This window comes from Aquimarina sp. U1-2, from assembly GCF_017897595.1.
In the GTDB taxonomy this organism is placed as follows: Bacteria; Bacteroidota; Bacteroidia; order Flavobacteriales; family Flavobacteriaceae; genus Aquimarina.
Window position 1 is genome coordinate 1 of record NZ_JAGKIK010000008.1, and the last position, 19,312, is coordinate 19,312.

The 19,312-nt window shown below is 36.1% G+C and carries 12 protein-coding genes; 1 reads left to right on the forward strand and 11 read right to left on the reverse strand.

Translation table 11 applies throughout. From position 1 onward, the window contains the following. The 6 genes from J8281_RS11545 to J8281_RS11570 form a co-directional block, all read right to left on the reverse strand. Window positions 1-3,295 (reverse strand): DUF6443 domain-containing protein (locus J8281_RS11545; RefSeq protein ID WP_246849099.1); only part of this gene is annotated, 3,295 nt, incomplete at its 3' end. Between the two features lie 26 nt (window positions 3,296-3,321). Then, window positions 3,322-8,172 (reverse strand): hypothetical protein, encoded by a 4,851-nt coding sequence (locus J8281_RS11550; RefSeq protein ID WP_210197787.1) that lies wholly within the window; start codon window positions 8,170-8,172, stop codon window positions 3,322-3,324. 563 nt (window positions 8,173-8,735) lie between these two features. After that, entirely contained in the window at window positions 8,736-8,999 is a 264-nt protein-coding gene (locus tag J8281_RS11555) for an HTH domain-containing protein (protein ID WP_210197788.1), read from the reverse strand. A gap of 335 nt (window positions 9,000-9,334) precedes the next feature. After that, window positions 9,335-9,826, reverse strand: a complete 492-nt coding sequence (locus J8281_RS11560) for a hypothetical protein (protein WP_210197789.1) — start codon at window positions 9,824-9,826, stop codon at window positions 9,335-9,337. Window positions 9,827-10,355: 529 nt separating this feature from the next. Continuing rightward, window positions 10,356-10,595 (reverse strand): hypothetical protein, encoded by a 240-nt coding sequence (locus J8281_RS11565; protein ID WP_210197790.1) that lies wholly within the window; start codon window positions 10,593-10,595, stop codon window positions 10,356-10,358. A gap of 518 nt (window positions 10,596-11,113) precedes the next feature. Further along, window positions 11,114-12,943: an AraC family transcriptional regulator gene (locus J8281_RS11570; RefSeq protein WP_210197791.1), complete on the reverse strand. Its 1,830-nt coding sequence runs from the start codon at window positions 12,941-12,943 to the stop codon at window positions 11,114-11,116. A gap of 474 nt (window positions 12,944-13,417) precedes the next feature. Between J8281_RS11570 and J8281_RS11575 the strand changes: the two genes are divergently transcribed. Next, the gene (locus J8281_RS11575; protein WP_210197792.1) at window positions 13,418-13,963 is read left to right on the forward strand and encodes a hypothetical protein; all 546 of its coding nucleotides are present in this window, start codon (window positions 13,418-13,420) and stop codon (window positions 13,961-13,963) included. 263 nt (window positions 13,964-14,226) lie between these two features. Here the strand turns inward: J8281_RS11575 and J8281_RS11580 are convergent, their stop codons facing one another. From J8281_RS11580 to J8281_RS11600, 5 genes are read right to left on the reverse strand one after another with little or no spacing between them, the layout of a single operon-like run. Beyond that, on the reverse strand, window positions 14,227-14,739 hold the full coding sequence (locus J8281_RS11580; RefSeq protein WP_210197793.1) for a hypothetical protein: 513 nt from the start codon (window positions 14,737-14,739) through the stop codon (window positions 14,227-14,229). A 16-nt stretch (window positions 14,740-14,755) separates the two neighbouring features. Beyond that, window positions 14,756-15,718: a hypothetical protein gene (locus J8281_RS11585; protein ID WP_210197794.1), complete on the reverse strand. Its 963-nt coding sequence runs from the start codon at window positions 15,716-15,718 to the stop codon at window positions 14,756-14,758. Next, window positions 15,702-16,226, reverse strand: coding sequence for a hypothetical protein (locus J8281_RS11590; protein WP_210197795.1), 525 nt, complete (start codon window positions 16,224-16,226; stop codon window positions 15,702-15,704). The genes J8281_RS11585 and J8281_RS11590 overlap by 17 nt, the downstream gene beginning before the upstream one ends. Continuing rightward, the gene (locus J8281_RS11595) at window positions 16,226-17,413 is read right to left on the reverse strand and encodes a PilN domain-containing protein (RefSeq protein WP_210197796.1); all 1,188 of its coding nucleotides are present in this window, start codon (window positions 17,411-17,413) and stop codon (window positions 16,226-16,228) included. Before J8281_RS11595 ends, J8281_RS11590 begins: the two co-directional genes overlap by 1 nt. Continuing rightward, a complete protein-coding gene (locus J8281_RS11600; protein ID WP_246849100.1) occupies window positions 17,413-19,311 on the reverse strand; it encodes a type II secretion system protein GspD in 1,899 nt (632 codons plus the stop codon). The genes J8281_RS11595 and J8281_RS11600 overlap by 1 nt, the downstream gene beginning before the upstream one ends. Window position 19,312 lies beyond the last annotated feature (1 nt).

The window sequence follows — 19,312 nt, forward strand, 5'->3', positions numbered from 1 at the left end:
AATCCCCGTCACCATCGATATCAGTATTATTTCTAAGAATGTCCACCACCCCGTCATTATCGCGGTCTGAGTAGGAGAGTCGGATATTGCCTAAGTGGTCTTTAAATTGATAGACATATTTATACCCATCATCCTCTTTTTCTACAATTCCTTCCGGTTGGTTAAAGAATTCTAGATTATCATTTTTATAAACATATCCTTGTGCATATTCCGTACTTGTATTAGAACTTCCCTCTGTAACGATTTTCTGTTGTTTCGCTCCAGTAGCGTCGTAAATGTACGAAATTGTTCCCGTACCTTCGCTGTTGCTTATCGAAACGGTCTCAGGTAAATTCAAATGATTGTAGGTGATACTAGCAATACCCTTGTTACGGTCGATGATCATATTCCCGTTTGCATCGTATTCAAAATCATCATTAGTATTTGTTCCATCTTTAAAACCATAGGTTTTGTTACCCGTATCGGTCACTTTTTTTAGTTTGTTTCCTGCATCATACTGGTAACTTAAAACATCCATATTCCCATAGTTAGTATTGTTTTGCCAGCCGTTTCTTGCCAGGGATAGGATGTTTCCAACCTTGTCGTACGTAATGCTAGATACTACATATCTGTTCTCATGATCATTGGCTGCTGTAAATCGATTCAATTCATCATAGCGATATCCATACGCTCTTTTCTGGTTATCGTTAGCTGTTTTCCAAAGGGTTTCGCTAATATTACCGTTGTACAAAGCATGTGCGTGTAGACCTTCGGTAATGGTGTTATAGTTTATTCCAAAAGCAAATACATCGTCTCCTAAATTATCAACATCATTAATTCCTTTTAACCAACCACGGATGTTGTAGTGATAATTTATAGTCTGCAAGCCTGTGCTGAGCGTAGTCGAAGTGCCCCCTCCGCCTGCGGCACCTCCCCCTACAGGGGAGGAAGCTATTCCTCCTACGTTCTTTTGAACTAACTGCCCTAACTCATCGTAGGAATTGGCAACGATTTGTTCTGCCTCCTGATTGTTGATCTTTTGGGTTTGAGAGGTAAGCCTGCCCATATGGTCATATTCGAAGACATCTTCGGTAACGATCGCTTCTTGGCTGCCTTTTTTATGGTAGGTATGGGTTTTTTCTACTTTTCCTATAAAATCAAGCTTGCTTTTTACAATATTATGGGTATCCAGGTATTCATTCTTACTTTCATTGTATATCACCCTTGCTTTATTATCATAGTAGGTGACTGTAGTAGTCCAAAAAGAGGTGCCTAGTACTTTTACTTTACTACCTGTAGACAGGGATTTGGTACGATCACTGGTACCTACCCCGTAGACCGTACCCGGATCATTGATCCCTGCCCTGTCAAAATCATAATCATCATAATAAGTAATCGTAAGCACTTCTGCATTTTGTACGTTTGGATATCCTCCATTATTGTAATGCATAGTGGTACCCCCAATCATCACTGCACTACCTCGTTGTACCCATAACTTATTGTTATATGCTGTAGCTTCAGTTTGTAATTGTTTTCTTGTTTTGTTGGGTATGGTGATCTTACCGGTATAAGCTACCCTACCAAAGGCATCGTATTTGGTAAAGAGCCATTCGTTTTTTGCTTTTTGGTTAGGATCCTGGGTAAGTACGGGTTGGTCCAGTTTGTTATAAACAATCGATTCCCAATTGTTTTGATCTCCTTTGCCAGGGATCTTCTTTTCGATGAGTCGGTTTCTATAGTCGTAGCGGTATTGGTAGCAAAGCTGGTCAAGCTCAATGTTTGATACACCGTCGCTGGTATCTACTTTTGGGGGGATGACATAGGTTAGGTTTCCGAAATCGTCATAGACATAGTAGGTATCATGTGCACCCCCTCCGGCTTCGCCACCTCCCCCTGTAGAGGGGGAGGAGCTATTGTTGTACGTTCTTTTAAGAATCACACGCCCTAGTTTATCTTTATACTCCTTAGTTGTTCTTAGATCTTCATCCCCGGGCTTCCAGTTTTCATCTTTGGTGATGGTGACATAGAGTTCATTGGCAAGGTAATGGCCATTTTGTTGTAGTGCAGGAGCTTCGGTATTGTTGGGTTTAGGAAAATCTACATCAAATCGAATCACTTCCCCTGTAGTATTGGTAGCCCAATCGAACTTGATGGTATGATCGGTATCGCTACCTGGATTGGCTTTCCAGGCTGCCCCCGGGGCACCTTGTTCCAGCACGCGGTTAAGTGGGGATTGTTCAAATACACTTTCACTATAGGCATTCACTTCTGAGGGGTTTGTGATCCCAGGGAAGTCTTCTCTGTGTTTGTTTAGGTAATAGCTATTGATGTCATCGATAACATTTACGGTTTTAAACGCCCCGTTATCTCCTGATACGAAAGGAAGGTATTGCTTGTCTTGCCGCCCATAATCATCATAGGTGATATGGGTAACAATATCACCTATTTCCTGTTGCGCCCCCAAAGCAATTGCGATGATTGACCTCTCGTTACCATTTAGTTTTTGAACTACAGGGTTCCAGAAGAATTGTTTGGTATTCAAATCTGTACTGTAATACAAATAACTTCTAAACCGGGTACTGGTCATGGTGCTTCTCCATTTAAAATCGGTACCGGTAATCACTTTATTTCCATAGCTATCATACACCCCGCTAATCCCAGAGTTTCCACCTGTATATTGATGCGGGTGAACCACTCCCACCAATAAATACCAGGTATCCAGCTTTGGAAGATCTCCATGCCAGAAGTATGGATTCCCATTTTCTGATCCGTTTAGGTTATTGACATTTTGGATACCATGATAGGTAGAACCATCTTGAGAACCTGTTCGTTTGACCCAAACGGTATATCGGTAACTTGCCGTATTATCAATCTCAAAATAAGCTGTGTTCCAACCCCCGTCGGCATTACTATCTGCATCGCTACCACATCGCCATAACAAAGAGCGTTCCCCTGCCGGGTCTATACCCATAACCCGGTTGTTCTCTGCAGTAGATCCGTTTTGATTATAAAAGGGTGTACTCCCCTGACCTTCGCTCCAGTCTTCCGGGAGCAGATTGACTATGGGAGCCCCTGCACCCGATGCCTTGATGGCGCGTTGTTGCATTGGTCTTCCCAAACCATCGAAGTAGGTGACACTTTCTATGGTATGGCTCGATTGCCCTATTGTAGAACAATTCACATTCTCGATTGCATCTATAGTTATTGGTCCCTGTGGGATGATTGTATGGATATAATTCTTATCGGATAAAGAGGTCTGGGCATGTAGTTGCAAGCCCACGACTAAAAGTACTATGCTATATAGGATTGTTTTCATCTTGTTTGTTTTTTGGTTGACACTTCTTACCATTGATCCCCGCAGTTTGGACAATCATCTCCGCCACCACCACCGCCACCGCCAGTAGTTCGGTTTACAGTGATTGGAATTATTAACTTGTACGTCTGCTTAGTTTTCGTGTCTGTAAAATCTGCAGACAATTCAAACTCTCCATTACTATTGCTATGAAAAGTATATATTGATGCTGAGGTGTTTAAAACACTACTCCAATAAGGGTTAGCTTTTCTAGTTATCGTCCATTTCGAACGCGTAAAATGACCAGATCCTTCTTTTGGAGTATTCGCTCTCAATCGTAAACTCCAAACTCCATTACCCATAACTCCTGCTCCTGGACTGGAAGTCACTGTCATAGGATTATAGACATACATCGTTAAAGATTTCTCAACAGAATATCCCGGTGAGGTAATTCGGGTATCAATAACTTTAAATTTGACCTGGTAACTTCCTTTTGTATTATGCTGATACGTTAAACTCGTACCCGTAGCACTTTGTTTTACTCCATTAAGGTACCACTCATACCTACGTGCTCCTGATCCTCCACCAATTCCACTTGCAGTAAAGATTACCGTAGTCCCTTTTACAATATGTACTCTATTACTAATATTGTTATTTATATTTGGTGTTCTTAATGGATCATAAGCATAGACCGTGATACTTTTTTCTCGTGTATGGTTTGGAATAGTATTGTCAATCACTCTAAATTTGATGGTATAAGTAGATTTTGCGTTAAACGTATACCGCAACTGTGTTCCTGTATACGCCTGTCTTGTATTATTCACATACCATTCATAGCGCCTATTGCCAGATCCCCCTCCTATGTTTGAAGCAGTAAAAGTAACTGTAGAGCCTTTGACGAAGTGAGTATATTGAGTTGATAAATTAGGAGTGTTAAGGTTCGGATGTACATGTACTGTGACACTTTTCTCATTGTAATGCCCTGTTATTTCATCATCTATCACTCTAAAACGTACGACATAAGTTCCTGATGTTGAAAATAGCTTTCTTAATACCGTATTATCATCTTGCCTTATATCGTTGATATACCACATATATTCTGTATCCCCTTCAGGAGGACCTCCCGTACCTCTGCTCCCCGTAAACGTAATGGTGGTTCCAGAGAGTACATGGGCAGCTGTATTTATAGCTATGGAGGGAACCCCTATCCTGTCATAAACTTCTAGTCTTTGCGTACTACTCTTTGTAGTCTTCCCTGTGATCAAGTCTATGACTTTGAAATAGATGTGGTGGGTAGCGGTGGTATGACCAGTAAATTCAAGCTTCTTACCTGTGGCAGATTGCTTTACGTCATTCATATACCATTCGTACCGGTACGATCCAGAACCCCCGCCTATACGGCTTGCGGTGTAGGTGACCTTTGTACCATATAAAACATTTTCATGACTCTCATCAACTAATGGTCTCTTTAATTCTGGGTAGGCAACATAAACCTGAAGGCTACTGCTCGCACTTAACTGTGTTTGTGGATCATAGGCTACTACAGAGATCGTATAATTTCCTTCTGTACTAAATATTTTAACGAAACTTGCACTTGCATCACATTGCTCCTGAACCCCGTTAACACTCCATGAATATACAATCGAAGCTGATGAGCTTGCTCCAGCACTAAAAGTGATCCTATCCCTAGCAAAAATTGTCCCTGATACCGATGGGATAATGTTCACCGATCCCAAAGCTTCGGTACCCTGTCCTTCATAATTGTAACGCAGCTGCTGGGTCACATGCCCATCCTGATCTAAAACATAAGCTAATCGGTTAAAATCATCGTATTTGTAATAGGTAGTTTCCCCTTTGGGATCAGTGATACTAGTGACACCTATAAGCGGATCGTAGGTATACCCCGTAACCTGCGCCTCTTTAAAGTACGCATGCCTTCTTATGTTTCCAATTAAATTGCGCATGTGTTCTTCTTGAGCGGTATTGTTCTCTGTATTTGAAGCCGTTTGTAGCTGATTAAGTATAGTCCTTGCATCAGATGGAATACCTGTATAACTTGCATTTTCAATCTTTACAATGGGTTGGGTATAGTTATACCCCCATACATACATAATAGACTTTCCATCGGCCTGGGATACTTCTAGCGGGTTGCCATAAGAATCATAATCATGGTAGGTAAGGCGAGGTTCGGGTGTGGTATTACCTTTAGCAGTTTTAGTGATCCCTGGCATTACGATAGTATTGCCCCAATCTTTATATTCTGTAACCTGGTTTGATTGTTGTGCCCCATTTATTTTATACTTTGTTTCAATCGGGTTTGCTATTCGGTTTTGAGCGACCAGTTTGTTATTAACAGTACTTCGTTTATCATAAGGATAATAGTAATTGGTTTCCTGGGTGCCTGATTTACTATCGATAACCGTCTGGGTTTTTAGTTGACCGCGAGGAGCGTCATAACGGTAATTGGTTTCTTGAATTATGTCTCCCTCCTTTTTGTAATTAGTAATAGTCGTTTTCTTTAACTGTAATGCCTTAGGATAATCTGTGTATTGATTCTCTAAATAGTCCTTGGGATCACCGTTAATTAATAATTCGTCGGTACCAAAGATGGCATATCTATATCTATATTTTGCGGCATTTAATCCATATGCTCTTTTTGTACTTCTTCCACCGAAACCATAAGGATAGTATTGTGCGTATTCATTAACCGTCTTTTGTAGTAAACCTTTAGTACCATATATTTCTTGTTCTTTTAGTTTACCATTAATCCAATTATTATTAGGTGGGGTAACAAAAGGAAATCCACTTCCGGAAGGCCCCATAAAGGAGTACCGGTTAATAGTATGACCATTTCTATTGCCATTTTCTATAACTTTGACTTCTTTATAAAAAACAGGAGAACCCTGATAGCTCAAGTAGTCAAACATACTTTTCGCTGATGTATATGTCCAACTTCCATTTCCGCTTGCTCTATTCTGATATATTGTATATTTAGAGCGAAACGTATTAACAGCTAATGAAAGAGAAGAGTATTTATATGATTTTAAAGTACAATTTCCGTAAGCATCGCAATCTTTCGTAGATTGTACTCTAACACCCCCATAGTTGGTTATATAATAATCAGATTGAGGGGTATTATACGAATATGTAATTATTAACCTTCCACTTGTACCTGTTGGAGTTGATACCCTTCCTCGAATTCTTATTTTACCTTCTGTGGTGAATCCCCTATCAGAAATTTGAGTGCTTGACCAAGTTTTGGGACAGTCTACTACATTTCGACAAGATATAGACTCTCCTGAAAAATCTATGGGTATATTAACTTTTTCACCACACCCGCCCCCATCAGTAGTAATATTAAATTCATAAATCTCTAATCCCCAATAACTTGTATTTTCGCTTGCATCCCCGGCATGTAGATTAACTGATACCTTGACCAGTCTATTTTTTGGTACATTAATAACTTCATCAATAATTGAATTTGATAATCCTTCTCTAAAGTTTACGGTTTGACCTTTAGATGAAGAGAAGTTTGATGTATCGCAAGGAGAAGGCTCGGTCTGACTCAATATTTGATTTTGCTCATAGCGAATTTCTGTAGTTCCTTTGGTAGGATATTTGATCTTTTTTAAAGCTCCTGAGACCGTATTTTCAAATTTTATCTCTTTATTTTCACTTTCAAGTAAAGACCTGGAAGAAGAATTATAATAGCCCCAATAATCTTGATATTTAAAATTTTGTTCTGCTGCAATATTTAATGGGAACTGATGGTATTCAAAATCATACCACGGAGAACGTATTGAACCATTACTTTTAGTAATACGATCTAGAGTTTTTCTATTTTTGGTCTTGTCGCTATATGTAAAATCATATCTAGCAATTTGTTTATGCGTGTTTCGAATAATGATATAATTCAATGATTGGGTTGCTATAGCCTGATCAGTACCGTTTGTAATATCAAAAATCACCTCACCTTCTGGAAATCTTATTTTTTTTAATTTCCTTCTGGTCAATGAAGAATGCGACGCAACTTCAGGATTGATAATAGTTTGACCAGGACCATTTTTTGTGATTACTGTTTTTAACTCTGTAAATACAATTTTCCCATAGGGTTCTTCTTCTCCGTAATCGAAGTATATACTCCCTTTACGGTTAGGTAATCGTATTTCTGTGAGTAAGTATCCAACTATTACAGATGACTGTGCTGATTCACCCTGACCTCCAAAAGAATGCGTTCCCCAGGTATTTTTATCAAAATAATAGGTGATACCTCTATCATCTATGATCCTGAATTTGTTTCTCTCTTTTTCAATCTTATAATTTTTATAATCTATATAAACCAAACCTCCATTTTCATCATAAGTAAAACTGCCCCCAAGACCAGGTACTCCTATAGTGTATTTATCTGATTCACCATCAAAATTATAGTGTGCTAAATTGCTTACTATTTCATAGTGCTTTCTCTTATAAGCCTCACCCGTTAGATGATTAAATGCCCCTTCAATGTAAGGTGCTATTGTAGTGGCTTTATAATTACTGTTCGACAACTCGTCTGGCCTGCCTCGTACTTGTCTGTTTATCATTCCGTTAGCAATAAGATTCCACCCCATACCTGTCATGGGATGATCTTGTTCTGTAATCAACCCATTGTAATCGTAAGATAAATAGATAGGCCATTCAAAATCCCCTACTTTAATCGTATATAAAGGAACAGTGTGGTTAATTTTTCCAACAGCAAGGTTTACCGGTACGTTTCCATATCGCCCCAAAGAGGCTGCCTCTGGAGTTACTGGTAAAACGGGTAATGACTGATCAACAAATGACCCCTCTTCTTCGGGCGACTGCGCAAAAATACAGACACTAAAAAAGATCAATGCTATGGGTAATAGCTGTATTCTCATGTTGTTTAGTTTTAAATGATGGTATTGTTTTGTTGTTTATTTTTGCAATAATAAACCCTGCCAGTTTCATTTTCTGAAACTCAGGTATTTTTAAATGTTAAAATTTTGGTTTTTGTTAGCAGGTAGTATTAAGTACAGAGTATTAAGCTTTTACATTTCATCATTCTGAATTCTACATTCTGAATTAAAAAACACCTCCTCAAGGAGGGAATACTTTTGTGATTTTATATGGTATTCAGTACAGAGTATTAAGTAATTGGTGTTTTTTACTTTAAAATTTTATATTTTTCATTTTAAATTTTACATTTCATAATTCTACAATCTGAATTAAAAAACAACTTCCTCGCCTTCCTCAAGGAGGGAATACTTTTGTGATCTGATATAGTATTAAGTATTAGGTACAGAGTAATGAATATTTATACTTTTAACTTTTACATTTTTCATGTAAAATTTTACATTTCATGATTCTGAATTCTACATTCTGAATTCAAAAACACCTCCTCAAGGAGGAAATACTGTCATAATTACTCCGTACACCGTACTTTGTACTTAATACTCACTACTTAATACTTAGTACCAGACACTAATCCCGAATCCACATAAAACCCAAACCGAAAGCCTACTGCTTTTTCGTATACAAAACTTTTTAGATCGTGCTCGTAGGTGATTGGGGCATTTAGGTCTTTCATTACATTGAGTGTTCGGTATAAGGTGGTTTTCGAGATCCCTAACCTGCTGGCCAGGGCTTCGGGTGTACCAGTTGCCTGCATCCTGATCAGCCGATCGATACGGGCTATGGTTTCTATTTGATTGTTGATGGTTTTCATAATTGATAGCGTTTTGATGTTTTGATTTTTATTCCCTTTTGATGATGTATTTCAAATACTACCCACTTACCTATGTACCCCTTCCCACTTATAGAAGTACTCCTAGGTACTTCAATTGTTAAAGAACCCTGTAACTTTGTCAGTTCTTCTACTTGAATTATGAAGGTGGGGTACTTCATTTCCAGAAGCTCGCGGTAACTTTGTCAGGATGACTACTTCAATACATTAGTTGTCCCTAATTAATAGCATGTTAACGTAACAATTGGGTATGCTTGAGCTAGGTTTTTATGATCCAGTCTATAGATTTTGACAATGCGCTTACCTATTCCTCTGTTTTATTGCATAGGATCCTCAGTAGGGGTAGTAGGTTTGGTATTTACACTTTGTGAAAATCGGGTTTTAAGAAGTTCATGAGCGCTTTGTGCTCCTTCCATAGGCATTTTTCTAGCAGCATCTGCAAGACTATATACCGATAGCGCAACCCGATACACTTCACTCCCTACAATAGTCTGGGTATCTTTAAGATGGCGTAACAAGCTTTCTAATTCTAAGATTAAGGGATCGAGTTGTTCGAAAAGGGTAAGGTCTTTTCTAGCTTCTTCACCAGTTAGCACTGATGGAATCCATTGAGGTTTTCCTTCAAGAATATGCAAACTATCCTCTGCAAATATTTTGTTAGCACTATTAATCTTAGGTAAGTTTCTACGCTCGTTGGGGGTTAGACTTTGTAAAAAACCAAGGTTTTCTTTAAGGGTGGTGACACATTGCTGGATGGTACTAACTTCTTCTGAAGTTAATACTTTACTAATCCTGTTGTTCTCGTTCATTTGTTTATATGTTTTATGGTTATTGTGTATTTGTTGTAATACAGAGTATTGAGTACTGAGTATTTTTTACTTTAAACTTTTACATTTTTCATTTCAAATTTTAGATTCCATAATTCTGAATTCTACATTCTGAATTCAAAAACACTTCCTCAAGGAGGGAATACCCTTGTGATTTTATATAGTATTAAGTACGGAGTACTAAGTACTCAGTATTGAGTATTTTTTACTTTAAACTTTTACATTTTAAATTTTACATTTCATAATTCTGAATTCTGAATTCTGAATTAAAAAACACCTCCCTTGCCCTCCTCAAGGAGGGAATACCCTTGTGATTTTATATAGTATTAAGTAATGAGTATTAAGTAATCAGTGTTTTTTACTTTAAAATTTTACATTTTTCCTTTTAAATTTTACATTTCGTAATTCTGAATTCTACATTCTGAATTAAGAAACACTTCCTAACGGAGAGAATCCAATACTACAAACTCGCCACTCGACCACTCAACTACTCAATTACTCAACTCCTCAACTACTCCGCTCCAGCCCCACACTTACCCAATAAAAACAAGTTCCTCGCTTTATAGATAAGCTGCACTGCTTCTTCACTTGTTTTCTGCTTATCATACAGTTTATGAATCCAGATATAAATAATAACTTCATAATGACTGCAATGCACCAGATTGTACATAAATTGATCAAGAGGTATATGCAGGTCTTGTATGGTTTTTACTAGAAACTGATTTTTGGTAGTATATCCGTGGCTGGTCATTTATATTCTGTTTTAAATAAAGTTCACTTAGTAGTTGTACATCAGGAAGGTAATTGTAAAGAAAAATATCAATTCGGGTACTATTTCGTACTGACCTCTCGACCGCGAGCTAGGACCAACGAAAATATGATTTGGTAGTTGTTTCATGATCACAAAACTAGCCGATAATAGTTGAGAGAAACAAGGTAAGTACGTCTTGTTTTATAAAATGAGGGGTGCCGATTTGTATAATCGGGAGCACGATAACTTTCCCTTAACCGGCTTGTATAGCATACTTAGTATTAGATTTATGCCAAACGTAGGCAAATTTTATAGTTGTCTATAAAATAATCCAAATACTCATTAAAACTGGTAATTTACACCTTACTTGGAATGCTGAAACGAGCCTGTGCTGAACTTGTTTCAGTATTCAGCACGGGCTTGTTTTTATTTCTTAGTTTACGTTCTAATCACAAAATTGATGTGATCCTGAATCAGGTTCAGGATGACGGTTACATGATGCTCCTCTTCATGGTGTATTATACGTCCTCATTCAGTTTTTTGATGTAGTAGGATGGGTAAATACCGGTCTTTTTGTAGAATTTTTTAGCAAAATTTTCAGCAGAATTGAATCCGATGTCCTGGGCAATGGCTTTAACGGTGTATTTTCTAAACACCTTATCTTGTTGTAAGCGGGTAATGGCATAATCAATTCGTAAATCATTGATATATTGATTCATCGTTTTTTGCTTATCGGCATTGATCACCATAGAGACATAGCTTGTGTTAGAGTTAAACTTTTGAGCCAGGGTATGTACATTAATATCTGGAGCCAGATAGTGTTCCTGCGCTTCAAACTGTTCTAGTGCGTTACGTAAATGATCCAAAGTTTCCTGGCTCATCGATGCAGGGAGTTCTTTAATACCAGGGTTAGGGTTGGGTTTTGTAGCTATAGTGTTGGTAGTATGGTTCTGCTGCCTCGCCAATACTGCGTTAAACCGTTTTTTATATTGGTGTCGCTGGTAAGCATAATAGCCTATACCTATCATGCTAAGTACCAATAGTACTGCTGCTACATTCATATAGCCGGTCATCGTATTATTTTTTTTGGCTAATTGTATATTTTGCTGTTCTAGTTGTTCATTTTCATACTTGGTAACTGCATAGATCTCACGATTGCTTTGGTTAATCTCATTAAGCTTTTGATAGGTTTCATGGTATACTTTGGCCTCTTCGGTTACGTTGTCTTTTAGTTGGAAGATATAGCCAAGAGACTCTATGATAGAAGTAAGACTCCCTAATTGTAAAGCATTTTGATAAGCGGATTCTGCATATTTTAGTGCTTTTGAATTATTATTGTTTAGGTAGTATTTAGTTAAATAGATATTCACAGTATTTAATCCTTCGGCATCACTTATCTTCTCTCTAATTTCTAAAGATGTAAGAAGTATGTTCTTACTTTCGACATTTTCATTATTTTGTAACCATTTGACATATCCCAAATTTCCTAGAATTCTGGAATATTCTCTAAGATCATTTTTAATTACTGGGTTAGAGATCATTTTTTTTAAATTTACAATTGCATCATCGTAATTGCCTTCATTAGCATGTATAAGTGCTTTTGTATTTTTGAATATCAAAATATTCTTTAAGCCTATTTTATCAATAGTCGCACTATCTCTAGCAAGATCAATAGCTTTACTATTGTATTTTTTTGCTTCCTCATATCTTTTTTGATGTCTATTAGAAACTGAAATTATATGATATAAACCGGAAAGACTTCTAATATCATTTGATTCCTTTATATATTTAACACCTTCTAAAGCAGAAGTTCTACTACCAAGATAATCTCCTAAAAATGTTTGAATATTCGCCATTTGTAGCAGATTTTTACCCATAGTTAAACTATCACCAATAATTCTCGATATCCTATATGAATTATTTAAGTATCGAAAAGCTTCATGAAACTTTCTATCTCTTTTATGATAGATTCCTAATTTTGTGAGGGCTTTACTTATATATAAAGTGTCTTTGTTATTTACTGCTACTCTTAAAAGTTGTTTAGAATAGAGAACGGCTTCATCATATTTCCTAATTTCCCCAAGTAACTTCGTTTTTCTCATTAAACCTAAGTATACTAACGAATCACTTTTATACAATTCCGCTTTTTCTAAAAAGGAGTCGATGTAGCTCAATCGCCGTTCATAGGTAAGCTCATCAGATTTACTTAATTTATAATACCTAGAGATGCTATCAAGTTCCCGGGAAGCAATGACTGGTGTATTGATCTGACTAAATACCTGGTAAGTACAACCAAAGCTACTAATACATACATACAAAAAAAGAGAAATGATCTGCCGAGATTTCATTTCCCAAAAATATAAATTAAATCTCGCCTGTAAGTAGTTAAATTATTAAACATAACAGATTTGCTTACTTCGCATTCTTAATTATAGTTTCTCAGAAAATACTATTACCAGGTAACATAGAGTTTTCATCATCTTTACTTTTTTTGAATTTGACATACCAAATACTTTCCCGAATTTTCTTAGAAAATCCTGCAAGCCATAGCTGTAACTTACAATTAAGAACACTCATTGTTTTATATATGTACAGCGGGACCCAGAAAGAGGATGTAAGACTACTTTCCAATTGGTCTGTAACCCTCCTATTACGGATTTCCGTAAAAACTTCGCTAATACATTTATTATGTTAGCATTGTTTAACCGGAACTAGTTATACTGTGAATATAAGGAGGCTTTAGGAGTTGCCTGATCATCAACTTAAAAGATTCCTGAGGTTCCAGAAAAAGCTGTAAGATTCCAAATAATTCAAAAAAATCTATGGGACTTAAAACAAGTAGTACGTATCAGAATGAAATTCTTGAGAAGTATAAAAAAGAAAAGGGAGGAGCAATGAGTAGTTACTTAACCGCGCCTACTCGAAAACAAATTAAAGAAGCCTGTCTATGGCTGATAGATAAGCGAAACGAAAAGTATGACGATCGCATTCTTGATCGGTTTTTTAAATTTAAAGAAGGCGAAAATAAAATACGGGCTATAGAACGTACTCCTGGAGATAAGTTTAAACCCATCGTTAATTTTTTAACGGGAGAAACAAAATCGACTACACACGCTAATCTTGAACTGATAAGCTGGCTTATTGATTTTAAACCCAGACCACTATCTGTATATCTTGGGTCTATAACCCCACAGGAAGAAATTGCACAAAAATACTCGAATCAAAGACAGCAGTTGTTACATGTAAATGAAGGTGGCACACTACATAATGTACCTGAAACACAAGTGATACAAGAGAATAATAAAAGTATTACTATTATATCACAAATTAATCCTACATTAAAAATTACAACTATAGTATCGCTATAGCACTATTTTTTACAGTAGGTATTTTAAAAATATACATAATCAACAAAATTAATTTAGGGGCTCACTACTATTATTCTTTATTTCATCTGTTTATTTTTATTGTTTTCAATGGTCAGATGGAATCGCCATATAATCATATCGGTAGGTATCATCATTATTGTTATGGCTTATTTCGTACACTTAAAAAACTTTTATAATTATTTGATAGTAAAAAAACAATTGTGCAACCATTATATTCTCACATGAGTAGGGATGTATAAAAGCTATCGGCTTTTATAGATGGTTTTATATACTTTATTTCTTTTTACAATAATAGAATCTCTATACACCTTTTGTATTTTTAAGTCTTCCCAATACTCTCCTTCATGTAATTTTTTAAATGTATTATTGACTCTAACTAGGATGAGTTCAGACGTACTCTTTACTCCTTTTACATATCCATGATAACTAATCTTTGGCCAGGATGCTACACTTGCAATTTTACTTTTCGACCGGTTAGTGCGTTGATGAGTAGGTGGAACCTTCACTTTTGTTGATGCTACTTGCTTCCTTTTAGAAAAAGAAACTTTTCCCAGAAAAGGATCTCTGGAAATCCTGCTCATATTAAAGGTATCTTTTGAGAAATTATTTTTAGGAGGTACGATTGGCTGAATTTTAAATGCCAGGTCTTCTTGATCTGAAGAATTACCAAAAAATTTAAAGATTTTTTGAAATACAATTCCCCAAATCACAACAAGAAAAACCAGCAATACTCGATTTAAGATCTTTTTGTTCACATCGTAATGGTTAAAATTACTCTACCGTAAATTTTCTAATCTCACTCACAGGACTTTCGTTATTTGCCTGGTCACGAGCTCGTATTCTCCAAAAATAGTCTCCTGTATCGGTAAAATCTATCTCTAGAGATGCTTGATCTGTTTCGATGGTCTCGAGTATAGTCGAAAAGCCTTCATCTGATGCTATTTCTAAAATACTGGTAACCGGAGATTGTACCTCTCCCGTGTCACTGCCAAGGGTCCATGTAAAAGTAACTGTTGTAGTTACTCTTTCATCGTTGGTAGGAGCGGTTTGGGTAGGTTGATTAGGATCTTGGGTATCTAAACGTATGGTTCTTGTTGAAAACGCGGTTTCACTCGTATCATTCGAAGCTTTTACTTTCCAGGTATATACGGCATCTTCACTCAAGGTTGTAGTAGTAAGGGTAAAACTAGTATCGGTAAGATCAGATGTTTGAATTTCTGTAGATGTATTTCCCTGGATTGTTTTTTCGACAACAACAGTATAAGATGTAGCGGCGAGCAATCGATCCCAGGTTAAAATAATCTGGCTATTCGTATTCGTAAATAAATTATCTGAAGGCGATGTTTGAAACACTATTTGATTAGATAAATCATTCGATGAATTGAGCGTAAAAGATAACGGAAAACTAAATGCCGTAACATAGGCAAAATTTTCTCCTCGTACCCTCCAGTCATATGACCCTGGATTAAGTGCATACGTAAAGTTATCTCCAGAAACTAAAGAGTCGAGTACTCTTCTTTGGCTTTCGTTTTCTATGACCTGAATTCTATACTCCTCTGCACCTGCTATGGCGTCCCACACAAACTGAACTGCATTCCCTTCCAAATTGGCGTCATCATTCGGTAATATAGGGTTAACCAAATCATCGGTAATGTCGTCTTCTAAAACATCGTCACATGCCACGTATAGCAGCAAACTTACTAATACGAATAGTATGTTAATTACTCTTCTCATAATTCTGGAATATTATCTTTACTGTTAATTTATTTTTACGAGTTCTATATTCTTTCTCCTTTACAAACGAAATACTAACTATGTTTGAAAATTTAAACTTCTTTTCAAACTCATATACTACTTCTAGCAACGAATAAAAATCACCTTCTAGAATAAGTTGATTACTTATGATGCTAAAACCATTACTTTCGGCCAAATGAATTTCGTCTAGATTCGAAACCGTTACCTGATCATAAATCGTTGCAAAATCGAGTATCTCTTGTTGTATTTCTTCAGGGGTTACTCCTTGCTTACCAATAATTTTATCATAGAACTCAAGTTCTGCCTGGGTTCTACTTATATCGGTAGTAGTAGAGTTTACGTAACTAAGCTTATTTTCCAACTCTTTAACCTGGTGGTAAGCTTGCCTGGTTACTTGGTAGGATCGTTTATTAGCCGCTAGAAATAATAAGACTCCTAGAACCAAAATACCCAATAGTTTCTGTTTATTTGTAAGATTTGCAAACACTACTTTACCATAATTTTTAATGTAAACTCATTCTTCCGCTCTCTACTGGTACTAAAATCTAAAATTTCTATTTTAGCGACCCAGTCTTCCTTTTTCAATTGTTTTACCCAATTATTTATTGATGTACTTGAATCTGCACTACCTAGAATGATAATTGCATTAGTTTCAAACTCTATTTTTTCAAAATTCTTTACTTTTTTCAATGTTGGATTTACCCGTACTATATCCAAACTCACTTTATTGGGCACAGAACTTGCCATGCGATACATATAAAATGATAGAAAGTTTTGATTAAGAATACCCGATTCGTTAATAATCTTGGTTTTATTCTGTTTTTCTTCTTCCAATTTTTTAACCTGAGAATAGGTATCATTAAGATTGTATAATTGCGATTCGTACGCTACATACTTATCGTTATAGTAAGTCAACAAAAAGTAACTAATCAATAAAGTAGAAAGAAAAAAGATGCCCAAAAATATCCCTACCGTATTCACTATTTTTTTTAAGGAATGTTCTTGTTTGCTATGCCCTAAAAAATCTTTGGTATATTCTAAGTTATCCGAGGGATACAGATACTGAATTAAGGTAGAAAACAAAGGAACCTGTATAGTATCGATCTGTTCCTCTCCCATAGTATACGTTACATTGTTCTTTTCGTCTTTAGTATAATCTACTACAGACTCTTGCTCAAAAACAAGCTCATAGTCGTAAGAAGTAATCGTAGGTTCGCTTACCAGATTTTGAAGTATTGCGCCTACAAATGGCCCGATACTATAATCTACAATTAAGTATCGATCTGCTTTAAAGTTGTCAAAATAAGGTTGGATTACTGCTTTTCTCGCAATAGAAATAAACTTTTGGTCAAGTTGTGTTAATTCGTATATATAAAAGTCGTCTACAGATGCATTAAATAATACTTCCTTTAAATAATTTCCCTGCGATGATACTTTTTTATTGATAACTCCTTTACCAAAAAAATTAATGAGAACGGGTAATGACGTATTGACTTTAGCTTTGATTACTTCAAAATCCTGAGTAGAAAAAAAGGTATTGATCGCAATATCTTCTGACTTCTTATCAATGATAAGTACATTATACGTAGGAATATCCCCCAGAATGATGCCAATAACAGCATATTTTTTTTCCTGAAAGAAGGTACTACTTATATTTTTGATAGTATCTAACATTAATATACTACTGTAGGTTTAATAAAAACATGTAGCTTCGATTTGTTTTTTCTTTTGGTTTTACTACTGAAAAACCATTTTAGAACCGGGATTCTAGACAATACCGGGGTACCTGTTCCAGAGTTTTCTCTCTCTAATTCGTCTAACCCCCCCAACAATATCATTTCTCCGTTTCTTACTCTAACCAGGGATTCGAATTGTTGGGTAGATTTACCCGGTGGGGCATTCTCTCCTGCCCTGCCCAAAAATGAACTTTTTTCGACTACAATAGTTAATGTGATTTGTTCATCTTTAGAAACAAAAGGTTTTATATTAACACTTAAATTGGCATCGGTAGCTTTCCATTGACCAGATTGAAGGATATCGTTACCCAAACCACTATTGATTAGTCTATTGTTCTGCTCAAAATAATAGTTGGTTTCGCCAATAGAAAGTTTAGCTTCATGACCGCTAAGGGTTGAAATTTTTGGGGTCGATTGTAATCTGATGATCGAATTATTTTCTAGTGCCTTCAGATTTAAATAAAAGTCTTTTGCAACTTTACCCAAATTGAAAATACCAAATCCATTAAACGCATCTATCAAATTATTGACCGAGCTCGCATTTAAATTTACATCCGAATTCGGAAAAAGAACACCATTGGTTACTCTTTGCTGTTGTGGATCTATTCCTGCTTTTATTCCTGTTTGAATGTCGTATCCTTTTTGATATTGCACGATGAGCACCTCGATCAAAATCATAGGAACCACCTTATCTATTTTTCTCACGTATTCTTTAAGCTCTAGTATTCTGGGCCTTGATCCTGAAACCATAAATCCGTTTAGCTCTACGAACTCTTTTAGTTCAACATTTTCTATTAAATCTGCAGGCAATGTTTCTAAAACGGTTTCAATGGTTCTGTTTTCTAACTGTATTAACTCTGTAGTTCTTAAACCTTCGGCATTTTGATTTCCGATCAAATAAAAATCATCGGTTTTTTTATACGTGCTGTTCTTCCCTTTAAAAGCGTGATCCAGAAGTTCGTCGAAAGTAATTTCATTGACAACTAGTGTGGTAGTTGCTCCTTCTGGCTTCTCATACATGAAGTAATTTACTTTCAATTTTTCGGCAGCGTCCGTGATCAACGAAGCAACATCGGTATCGAATGCCTGTATACTTAAATATCCATTAGGTTGCACCGTTATCTCTGCTTCAGAATTTGATTCATTTCCCTTCTTTCCTTTTCTAGATGAAGCAGTTCTGGATCCAGATGGTGATACCTCTTGGTCTTTCTCCAGATAATAAAAACCGTTTTCATCTTTGGTAACTATCAATTTATTTGATTTTGCCATCATCTCTAATACCTGGTCAAAAGGTCGGTTAAGAATATAGGCCGAGACTTTTTCATTTTTAACATTAGGTCCCAAAATGACATTTTTATCAGAAACATCAATTATTTTCTTAGCGACTGCCGGTAACGAATCATTTTTGAGTTTTACAGACAGAAAATCGTTAGAACTGTTATATGAAATATCAATTTCTTTAGGAATAAATGGTTTGGGAAGCTCTTTTTTAACAGCTGCTTTTTTGAAAACAAGAATACCGTTAATGATTTCTATACTTAAATTATACTTTTTTACCACAAAAAGAAAAACATCTTTAACAGGAACATCAAAAAAACTACTGGCAACAATCTGGTTAAGGTCAGGATCTGCACTAATATTTAGTTTATGTTCTATGGCGATAGAATTCAAAAAGTCATATAAGGTCAGTCCCGAAACATCGATTTGAATAGTTTCATTAAGTTCTGGGGTTTCTTCAGCAAATGCATTAATCTGCTCTTCTATTTTTTGAATATTTTGTTGACCATATATAGAGATGGTAAACAATACTATGATAAAATACACATGTTTTTTCATA